At 59.0% G+C, this 846-nt stretch carries 1 protein-coding gene; it reads left to right on the top strand.

Annotated features, from left to right (window positions below; all coding sequences use genetic code 11):
• A partial coding sequence (locus tag RM463_RS17435) for a VCBS domain-containing protein (RefSeq protein ID WP_311430773.1) occupies positions 1 to 846 on the top strand: 846 nt, incomplete at both ends.

Raw genomic sequence — 846 nt, 5'->3', positions numbered from 1 at the left:
ATAGCATCACCGAAGATGCCGTACCCAACTCGGTAAGCGGCAATGTTGTCACCAACGATACCGTCGGTGCCGACGGGGCGAACGTGACCGCGATTACCAGCACCAATGCGCCCGGTAATACGGCAACGAACACCGCGGATGTTCTGGAAATAGTCGGCGAGTTCGGCACACTCACCATCAACCCAGACGGCTCCTACACCTACGCGCTGGATAACGACAACCTTGTTGTTCAGGGGCTAAGTGAAAATCAAACGCTGACCGACACCTTCACCTACACCTTGACCGACGGTGACACGGACACGGCCAGTGCCGATCTTGTGATCACCATCAACGGCACCAACGACGGTGTGACACTGGACGTGCCGGTGGACACCACCGCGACCACGCCGGATGGCGACACCACCGATCAGGTGGTCTTCGAGAGTGGCCTGACCGGCGGCTCCAACCCGAACGCGGCCGACACCCAAGTTGCATCCAGCTTCACCCTGAAGGCGCTGGACGGTTTGGCCGCCACCGATGCGGTCACCATTGCTTACACCGATGCGAACGGTGATGCGGCCAACTTGGTGTTGAGCAAGGCCGACATCGAAAACCTCGGCACAACAAACCAAACAATCACCACGCAATACGGTGAACTGGTGCTGAACGGGTATGCCCAGGCGGCAGATGGCACCATCACCGTCGACTACGAATACACCCTGACGAACGCACCGGCCGTCGATGCGACCGATGTCACCGACAGCTTTGGCATAACGGCCAAGGACGACGGCGTCGAAACCGAAACCGCGACACAGAACCTCGACATCAAGATTGTCGACGATGCGCCGACCGCGGTTGATGATGCCA

This window comes from Halomonas sp. LES1, assembly GCF_031846005.1.
GTDB lineage: Bacteria > Pseudomonadota > Gammaproteobacteria > Pseudomonadales > Halomonadaceae > Halomonas.
This window is presented reverse-complemented; position numbering and strand designations above follow the sequence as displayed.